7 protein-coding genes are annotated in these 9,200 nt (G+C 44.7%); 1 reads left to right on the plus strand and 6 read right to left on the minus strand.

All coding sequences use genetic code 11. From position 1 onward, the window contains the following. Positions 1-1,333 (minus strand): Gldg family protein (locus IQ219_RS12270; RefSeq protein WP_194072783.1); only part of this gene is annotated, 1,333 nt, incomplete at its 3' end. A gap of 173 nt (positions 1,334-1,506) precedes the next feature. Here IQ219_RS12270 and plsY point away from each other — a divergent pair. After that, entirely contained in the window at positions 1,507-2,175 is a 669-nt protein-coding gene (gene plsY / locus IQ219_RS12275) for a glycerol-3-phosphate 1-O-acyltransferase PlsY (RefSeq protein ID WP_194072784.1), read from the plus strand. A gap of 48 nt (positions 2,176-2,223) precedes the next feature. Here the strand turns inward: plsY and IQ219_RS12280 are convergent, their stop codons facing one another. The 5 genes from IQ219_RS12280 to ftsY all read right to left on the minus strand — a co-directional run. Next, entirely contained in the window at positions 2,224-3,234 is a 1,011-nt protein-coding gene (locus IQ219_RS12280) for a patatin-like phospholipase family protein (protein ID WP_194072785.1), read from the minus strand. Then, positions 3,231-4,262 (minus strand): diguanylate cyclase regulator RdcB family protein, encoded by a 1,032-nt coding sequence (locus tag IQ219_RS12285; RefSeq protein WP_194072786.1) that lies wholly within the window; start codon positions 4,260-4,262, stop codon positions 3,231-3,233. Before IQ219_RS12285 ends, IQ219_RS12280 begins: the two co-directional genes overlap by 4 nt. Before the next feature lie 13 nt (positions 4,263-4,275). Next, positions 4,276-6,699: a dynamin family protein gene (locus tag IQ219_RS12290; RefSeq protein ID WP_194072787.1), complete on the minus strand. Its 2,424-nt coding sequence runs from the start codon at positions 6,697-6,699 to the stop codon at positions 4,276-4,278. A gap of 251 nt (positions 6,700-6,950) precedes the next feature. Further along, positions 6,951-7,823: a lysophospholipid acyltransferase family protein gene (locus tag IQ219_RS12295; protein WP_194072788.1), complete on the minus strand. Its 873-nt coding sequence runs from the start codon at positions 7,821-7,823 to the stop codon at positions 6,951-6,953. Positions 7,824-7,830: 7 nt separating this feature from the next. Beyond that, positions 7,831-9,200, minus strand: a 1,370-nt coding sequence (gene ftsY / locus IQ219_RS12300; protein ID WP_194072789.1) for a signal recognition particle-docking protein FtsY, incomplete at its 5' end; no start/stop codon positions are given.

Consider the following 9,200-nt stretch of genomic DNA (forward strand, 5'->3'; position numbering starts at 1 on the left):
GGTTAATTGCTTCGGAGTCACTATCATTACTTGTCTCCGTTTCCTTGACTGAACTAGCTTCTTTTCCTTCCCTGGTCAAAGCTACAGCCACATCGAAGGGGCCTAACAAGTCCGTTTCTGGGTTTGGTTGTAGATCTTCACTAATTAGTTGGGTGGCATACATTAAGTCCGATGCTTCCACTAGGGTGGTGGCTTGGATACCAGGTTCTTCCTTGGTGGCTACGGGGCGTACCAGGGGAAAAATGGCGATCGCCCCTTGGAATTTTTCGGTGATGGGATGGTTGCCGTAGCGATCAAAAATGGGGATGGTGGGGTCAAGGCCAAACACACTGCCAGCTCCAGAGAGATCAATTACCAATCTGGGGTCAAAACTAACACCCCAGGGCTCAAGGACGTCTTCTAGACCGGCATCGGCTTCCGGGGAGATCATCACCAATAAGTTGCCCCCTTGGTCGGTGTACTGCTGTAGGGCGACAATTTCCGGCGCTAAAAACTTGCGGGTCGGCCCAGCAATAACCACTGCATCGGCGTCGGCCGGAATCCCCCCGTCGGTAACTACATTGAGGGACTGGACGGCCACACCAAGGTTCTCCAAGGCGGTCACTGCGGCGGAAACGCCCCCTGGTTCGTTATTGGGGGGCAGTTCTCCATGGCCCTGGACGAAGTAAATTTGTGGTGTTTCTTGCCGCTGGGCTTTAGCAATGGCATTGGTGAGTTGAATTTCTGAGAGGGCTTCCCGTTGTTGAAAGCTTAGTAAATTCTGTACTAGCTGCTTTTTGTCACCGTACTCGACAAATACATCTCCCTTATTTTGCACATTGAAGTCCTGCACCAGCTTGGGACGGCGATCGGGATGAACAAATTCAAAACTGAATTTATCGCTGAAACGTTGGTAATTTTGCAGGAGCTTACGATCCTGTTCACTGGGGGCATCGTCGAAAATCCAAACTTTCAGGGGTTGTTTCAGCTCTGCCACTAGGCTTTGGCTTTGGGGAGCGAGGGTAAACCGTTGATTTTCGGTTAAATCCCAGGTGACGGGATAGCGAAAAGCGATGTAGTTAATGAGGGTTAAAATCACCAGCACCGCTAGGGTGGAAGCAATGACGTTAGCGCTGGATTGGGTCGATCGCCGTCCGAGAAAACCTTGGGACCGTTGCCAGAGCCAGGTCCACCAGAGGAGAAAAAAAATCACCGCTATCCCCGTTAAACCCAGGTATAAACTGCTCATCACCCCCGTTACCCCCAGGGCAATGCCCCCCGCCAAACCAAAGGCGATCGCCGGTAAAAAGGCATATTTCCCGTAAGTCCGAAATAGAGCAGTAAGCCAAGCCATAGTTTATGTGATGGGGAATCCTCCGTATCGTATCTTACCGAAATGGGCAGCCCATACATGGGATCAGAGTTCCAGCCAGCTTAACCAAAACTTTTAAACTGGGTGACATTGGGCACGGATCAGCAAATAATTGGTGTTAGCCCTGCCGATGCTGATTACCTTTCGCCCACGCCATGACTACTGCTCTCTTCCTCTGTTTGTGCCTGTTCCTCATCACCTATTTCATGGGTTCTATCCCCACCGGCTACCTAGCGGGGAAATTATTGTTGGGCATTGATATTCGGGAGCATGGTTCTAAATCCACCGGGGCCACCAATGTATTTCGCACCCTCGGGAAACCAGCGGCGATCGCCGTTTTAGCGATTGATATCAGTAAGGGGATCATGGCCGTGGCCTTGGTACGGGCCATTTACAGTGGGGATTGGTTACCAGCCTTACCAGCGGATTGGCAAAATTGGTTAACGTTGGGGGTGGCCATTGCGGTGGTGCTAGGGCACAGCAAATCCATTTTTCTCCGGTTTTCCGGTGGTAAATCCGTTGCCACCAGCCTAGGGGTGCTATTCATGCTCAATATTTGGCTGGCTCTGGGCACTTTGGCCACCTTTTTAGCTGTAATTTTCTTCACCCGCATTGTTTCCCTCAGTTCCATTGTGGCGGCGATCGCCGTTAATGGTATTGCGCTAGCGCTCCAATTGCCTCTGCCCTATCTTGCCTTTACCCTGCTGGCGGGTATGTACGTGATTGTTCGTCACCGCAGCAACATTGAACGAATCTTCCAGGGCACAGAGCCAAAATTAGGGGAGAAGGTCTCTTCTGTACCGGAGAGAAAAGGCGTGGCCTAGATATTCTTCAGGATAACAATTCTGCCCTTTGCTTATTTTGAAATACGACTAAAACAGTGGCTCATCATTAAGTAGTTTTAAGCTCGAATTGACCATTGAATCATGGCTTTGACGCTGTTCAAGTATGGTTTCCATTGTCAATATTATTGGTTGCATACATTTTTTTGCATCTTCATAACCTCTTTGTTTCAATTTTGAGATGTACTCAGGACTAAAATCTATTAAGCTACCGGCAAACCCTAACAGGGGAAGATCTGAATGATTAATTCTGGCTTGGGGTCGTATTTCAATAATTCCTTGATCTGGAAAATCTTGTCTATTCCATATTTCTCCATTGTCCAAGTGGATAATAATGGCATGGGTACAACCTTTTATCGCTAAAGCTTCTAGGGGAATATTATTAGCTAAAGCCCCATCAACATAATGTTGTCCGTTAACTTCTCGTTCTGGGAAAACAAGGGGGATTGCCGCACTTGATAATGGTAGATTGTGTAAAATTTCATCATTTTCGCAGTCTTGGGCCCGTAACCAATGAGCTTGGGTTCCTGTTTTTGCCCTGAGCAGATCAATTCCAGCCATCAGTAGATTGTAGCTAATACCGGGAATTTTTAAGGAAGGAAAGACCGTAACCCAAAGCTCTGTCCCTCGTTGTAGAGATTGTAGATTAATCGTTTCGCTGAGTAAATCTTCGATGGGAGTTGGGTTAAAAATAGCATTGTGATCGCCTAGAAAACCCATCGCCTCTAAAGCGTCAATGATCCATTGATTGAAACTAGGAACAAGACTCTGGGCAAGATAACCCATCCCCTTGATAACAGTTGTTGTATTAGGACGAATAATCGGAGATTCGGCTAAGTGATCCCACAGTTGATTTAGGCGATTAACTCCTTGTTTGAGTGAAGAATAAGAAGCTAAAACAGCCCCATTTAATGCACCAATACTTGTGCCCGCAATAATGTGGGGTTGCAATCCTAATTCAGCAAGGTAGGTTAAAGCTCCCACTTGATAAGCTCCCTTTGCTCCACCGCCTGCTAATACAAGTCCAATTACTGGTTTCATGCTGTTTTTGATGACATGACGGTTAGGCAATGATTTGCCGTTTCCCCGATTATGGTATGAATAAATTCTTCAGCGTCTGTGGTGTGGCTAATTAAACCAATTTGATTTCGACAGAGAGTGAGAGCAATGCGGCCAGGACTCTTAGGGCGATCAGCTTCTGGTATGGTGGCCAATTCCAGAGTTTTACCAAGGGAAAATAAAAGGGGGCTGTTGTATAGATAGGATGGAGAGATTGAGTGAACTTCTAAAAGAGAGTAGGTTAATAACAGATCCTGGGACGACATTTGCTGATAGGAAAGATCTAGCAAATCTGACTGATTAAAAAAGTTTTTGGGTAGGTCTTTAAAATGTGCTAAGAGTTTGTAGGCTAAAAGAGTACGAAATTTATCAGTATCTCCAGTTTCCATTTCGTAGTTGATAACGGCACTGCTAAAAACTTCTTTGGCAAGGAAGGCAACTTGAATGGGCCAAGGTAGTTTGTTATAGGACTGACCGGCTAGCCAAGCAGTTAAAATTCTATCCAAGTCTTCGTTGGCACTTAACCGAATTTCTAATTGATGAATACGTTTATCAATATCTTTAAATTTTGTGTTTAGGATTCCTTGAAGTTTGCTTAGATTATCAAATATATCATTGATATCTTGACTTTGTTTTTGGAGGTTAGCTTTTAAGCTGCGGACAGCTTGGCGTGTTTCCAAAAGTGATTGTTGGGTGATTTGTATGCCAATTTGGCTAATGCGGAGGGAATCAGTAAGCTCTAGTAACCATTGATGTAGAGCTTCTTGGCCAGCGATTAGATTGCCGTCCAGCAAGATTTGCCGTTTCTGCCCATGTCCGGTTAAGTTATCTAAAATTTGACCCAGAAAATTACGATTCTTTCTATAGCGGATCATTTCTTTGTTGACTTGAATGCCATTAACTAGATCCAATAGGGCCTTATCTCCGAGGATCGGTACTCGTCGCTGGAGTTGTTCCAAGCTGATTTGTCTTTCAATATCCGTATCTTTTTCTGAATTAACTAAATCCATAATTAAATGTTTATCAGTCTATGTATTCCATAAAGTCTTGTGTTCTTTTTAGAAGTGTATTTGTCTTAAAAATATATGCTTCAATTTTAGGGTTTATACTTTCTAGATTTTGAATTAGCTCTTCCTGCTCCTGTGAAGAGAGGGATTGATCTTGTTGTGATTGCTTTAAAATATCTCGATAACGACCAAAATATTGATAAAGCCCTTCAAAATACTCATCAAGCTTATTTTTAAAATCTTCCTGCAAATATATTTTTATTTCCTTCTTGATATTATTGATAGAACTAGAAAGGCCCTGATTGAATTGTGCAGTCAAGTGGCTCATTGATACACAATAATAAGTTTCACTTATTTGCTCTTGATATGTATACTCTACTTCAATTAGCCATAAAAAGTAGAACGGTTTTTTCTTGCCTTTCCTTTCGACAGTTTTTTGACGAAAATTTTCAGAAGATATGAGATTAACTCTGCCTAAATTTTGAGTATCCCAAGACGGTAAAGTTGGGTAGGTAAGTTCTAGTCTAAAATCTTCACTCAGCCGTTTTCTAGCTTTATCAATAATGGGTTTAGTTTCTTTCTCAATTTCTTTTTTGAGCTTTTCTAATTCTTTATTTACTTTTTTCCCAAAGTCTTTTTGTGCATGCAATAACATTCTTTCTGCTCTCTGTTGTGCCCATGCCACTGCATTACTAGTAAATGAATCTGCCTCTCTTTTAGTATCGAAATCTATACTATTTTTTGCTTTGGATATACTATAGTGATCTCTTAGCCTTTTTGAAAACCCTAAAGGATCAAATCCTTCTATTGTTTGGACAAACATTTTTCTGACATCCTGTAAAGCTATATCTATTGATGTTGTGCTTGTGTCTTCATTTCCAAAGTATTTGCTGATACTTACCTTAGCTTCTTCTTGTAAAATCTGAAGTAATTTATCAAGGTAAGCATTTAATTGTTCTTCAATTTTTTGTGTTTTTTGTAACTTAGATTTACACACTTCAATACCATGTAAGTCTGCTTCAAGTATTTCTATCTTTTTTTGAAGTTTTACACTTTGTTCTTTAATATTCTTATTCCTTATTTTTATGTCTTCATCAATATGCATAAGTCGTTCTCTTGCTTTATTTAATGCAATATAAATTGTTTTAGGAGCCGCATTCTCCATTAACATATTAATTGCCTTATTTGGGAATGGAGCAAATCCCGATTTTTCCCACAACCGTTTGGCTTTATGGTAAAGTTCTTCTACTGTTATTTCATCTAGCTCTTCTTCCCAGTCCATGCCAAGTACTTCTTGAGCCAAGGTCTCTGCACTGCTTAAAATTACTGCCTTATCATCAGACTGAGTTTGTTTTGACCTTTGGCTCTCTAGCATGAATCTGGCGGCAGAAAATGCCCGAATAGCAGATACTTCAAAAACTTTATCCGTATGGGCCGACTCACTTAAATCGAGGTCGGCATACACGAACTCTTTGACTTGCTCAGAAGTCATATCACCTCTCCGACGCTGATCAACTTTATTTACCAACACATATAGGTTATCCTTACCTATCAAGTCAATGATTGGTTGAACTTGCTTCTTAACTTTGTCCGCCGCTTCATTATTCAGTTGAGTAAAATCTAGAACAATCAAGACGATGGCACTATTTTCAAGTTGTTTTTCCACAACCATTGTCAATCTTAAATTTTCTCCCGCTTCATTGGGACCGGGGGTATCAACAACAACTAAATTACCTAATTGTTCCTGTTCTTTGCTGTCTTCCGTGTGCAAATAAGGCGTTTCTATACGAATAACTTCTGTTAAATGAGCAAGGGGGTCTAGTAAAGGATTAATGACACTGGACAAACGGACAATATCATTAAAAAAAGTTAAAACCTCGGTAATTCGTTCCTGCCCAGATAAATCGTTACGGGGAATCTGGAAGTGGTTAGCCTCTATTTCTTGGATTAACTCTACCAGGTGAGGATACTGGCTAATTTTTTCTCGGATAGCCTCTTTATCCAAACCCTTAATTTCTTGCTGAATAGATTCTATAGCTGATTGAAATGTCTGCCTTACTTCATCACTAATAATTAAGCAAGGTTCCACAAGATCCCGTTTAAATACGATCTCTGTGGGCAAGGTCGTCATGGCCGCATTGCGACTTGGTAATAACTCCTGACCGATAATGGCATTGACAATGGTTGATTTGCCCGCTTTCATCGGAGCTACCACCGCCATTCTGAGTTCTAATTGCTTGACATTTTTTAGCGCGTCCTTAATTTCTTGTTGGTACTGACTATATTTAGCGCTGGAGTTATCTGAAACATTTTCTCTGCTCAAGAGCTCTTTTGCTTGTCCCATTAACTCAGCTATCTCTCCCAGGCAAAAAATCACATCTTGCTGAAGCCCAAAAATACTTGGCTTTAGGGACTCATTGTTGTCAAGGTCTGTGGTCATAAGAAATACCTTCTTGAGCGATCATCAGCAAGACACAATAAAAACAAGGGCGAAAATATAGCAAGTAAATTTCTACGCTTGACGGAATGCTAACGCAGGATCAGATCAGCCGCCGCATCGCCTTAATAAATCGTGATAATTGACCAACCCCTGAGTGGATAATGCAAAAACCCTAAGTATTTTTTGTTCACTGAGTCTTTCCTGACTAGATTGTCGATCAAATGAGTTGATTTTGCCGCCATATTCCCGATTTACCAGGGCAAAATGTTGGCGGTTTCAGCCAGGCTATCCAACTCCCGTTGCATCTGAGTTTTTACCAGTTGATAACACTGATCCACATAATCCTTATCTTTGGCAGCGTCGTTGCCGTAACGCTCAAAGTAGATTGGTGGACAGATGCGGGTGTGCATGGTTAACGGGAAGGGCACATGGGGGAGGGGCCCCAACGCTAGACCCCAGGGTAAACCCAAATAGATGGGAAAAACCACCGGATCAACGTCCAATAGCCAAGGCATACCAAGGTCATGGAGATATTTAACCTGGTCGTAGCAGTCCCCCATAACTAACAGAGTTTCGTGGGAACCAACGGCGATCGCCGGCACAATGGGCACCTGCTGTCTCAGCGCCAATTTGATAAAACCTTTACGACCGGCAAAATAAATTTGGTGGCGTTGGTTAAAGGGACGAAACACATCCTGGGCTCCACCGGGATAAACTAACACGCTGGCCCCGGATTGCAGAGCGGCGATCGCCATTTTGGGGTGGGCTTGGACAGCCCCTACTTTAACGGCCAACTCCGCCATCGGACGGCTCATTTTCCAAACGGTGGGATGCATCAAACCGTACACAGGACGGTGTAAACCCTGATGACGAAACCAGTCATAGATCATCATTACCATGTCCGGCGAAGAAAGGCCGCCATTATGGGACCCCACCAGCAATACCTGTTCCGGCGGCAAATTTTCCCAGCCACTGGTCTGCACCCGGAAATAGTATTTGTAAAACCATTCCCAAAAAGGCATTAATTGTTTGATGGTTTCCGGATCCCGTCCCCCCAAAGACCAACCATCCAGGGCAGGATTGGATTCAAAAAACGGCGATCGATCATTGGGCGCTCTTAGCACAAAAATATTAACCGTTTAGTAGGGCTTCAACAAATTCATAGCTGGAAAAGGGGCGCAAATCCTCAATGCCTTCCCCTGCTCCAATAAAACGAATGGGCAGATTCAACTGCTGGGCCACCGCCAGGGCTACCCCTCCCTTAGCACTGCCATCTAACTTGGTCAGCACCACACCGCTCAATTTAGCGGCCTCGGCAAATACTTCCGCCTGGCGTAAACCGTTTTGCCCCAGGGTAGCATCCAGCACCAATAGGGATTCCACGGTGGCATTGGGGGCTTTTTTGTCGATAATGCGACGAATTTTGGCCAGCTCGTCCATCAAATTTTTCTTATTTTGCAACCTCCCCGCCGTATCTACCAACAGCAGATTAACGTTACGGGATTGGGCCGCACTAATGCCGTCATAGACCACTGCTGCCGGGTCAGTGTTTTGTCCAGGGTTAGCAATGACGGGCACGCCACTCCGTTCCCCCCACACTTTTACCTGTTCCACTGCCGCCGCCCGAAAGGTATCCGCCGCCGCAATCACGCATTCATAGCCCGATTGTTTCGCCATAAAAGCCAACTTACCAATGGTGGTGGTTTTGCCGGCCCCATTAACCCCCGTTAATAACCAGACATTCAATCCTTCCGCTTCCGGAGCAAATTCAGGACTGGGTAGAGATAATAAAGGGCGATCGAGGATGGAACGCAAAATTTCCTTGAGGAATTCAATGGCCTGTTCCGGCGGCAACGCTTCCTCCCGCAATTTGTCCTGGAGGGTGGTGATGATGTAGTCGGTGGCTTCAATGCCCACATCGGCCTGGAGCAGAATGGCTTCAATTTCCTCCACCGCCGCTTCGTTGAGGGGTCCCTGGCCAACAATGGATTTAAGCTGGTTGACTAGGTTGACCCTGGTTTTGCTCAGCCCCTGGCGCAGTTTCCTCAGCCAATCAATTTCTTCTGCTGACACGTCCGCCGCCGATCGCCCCTGAGCCGCTAATACCTTAGCTGACCAGATGAAATCATCATCCATGGCCATGGATTCAGCGGTAAGAGTACCTGCCACTGTGGCCTCTTCCACCGCCGTTTCTTTTAGGGCTTCCAGGCGATCGGACTTTTGCAACCAAGCAGGGCCCGTTGCTTCTTCCACCGGAGCAGTGGGGCTATCTTCTGCCGTCACCATTGCCGATGGTTGGTCGGATGCCAAGGGCATAAGATCAGCTTCCGCTTCATCCGTTTCTGTTTTCTCCTCCACCGTTGTCTCTGTAGGGGAGTCCGGCGGGGTAACAGTTTTCGCTTTACGGGCCTGAATATTTTGGTATGCCGTTTTAGCCCATTGGAGATAATCCTCTGGGTTGGCAGTGGTGGGGCTTGGTTCCTCCGGGGCGGGAGTAGCTA

This window comes from Synechocystis sp. LEGE 06083 (assembly GCF_015207725.1).
In the GTDB taxonomy this organism is placed as follows: domain Bacteria; phylum Cyanobacteriota; class Cyanobacteriia; order Cyanobacteriales; family Microcystaceae; genus Synechocystis; species Synechocystis salina.